At 72.9% G+C, this 387-nt stretch carries 1 pseudogene; it reads right to left on the reverse strand.

Going from position 1 to position 387, the window contains the following annotated elements:
* Positions 1–63 precede the first annotated feature (63 nt).
* Positions 64–387 (reverse strand): annotated as a pseudogene (locus tag LPA54_RS41725) (flavodoxin domain-containing protein); the annotation flags it as partial.

Raw genomic sequence — 387 nt, forward strand, 5'->3', positions numbered from 1 at the left:
GCTGCGGCTGCACTTCACGCAGGAGGAGGAGAACTACTTCTCCCTCGCTCCCTGACCGCGCCGTCAGCCGCTCTTCAGCTCGCGCCCGATTCCCGCGGCCCATGCCTCGATCCGGCCGAAGTCGCGGAAGTCCCCGCCCTTTCCGTCGCGCAGGATCATCCGGGCGACCCAGCCCTTCGCGCCCTCGCGCAGACAGCCACCGAAGGTGACGTGGTCCCGCGCGTCGAGGCGGACCACGGCCTTCTGCACCCAGGGCACGGGCGGTATGTCCCGCTCCGCCGCGGAGGCGTCGAGCGGCCCGCTGCTGAAGAGCCACAGCGGACGTCCGGCCAGCTCCTTGCCGTGGCGGCGGACGAAACGGCGGGCGTCCCGGTGCCAGCGGCCGGC

The sequence above is a fragment of the Streptomyces sp. DH12 genome (assembly GCF_020873895.1).
Lineage (GTDB): Bacteria > Actinomycetota > Actinomycetes > Streptomycetales > Streptomycetaceae > Streptomyces.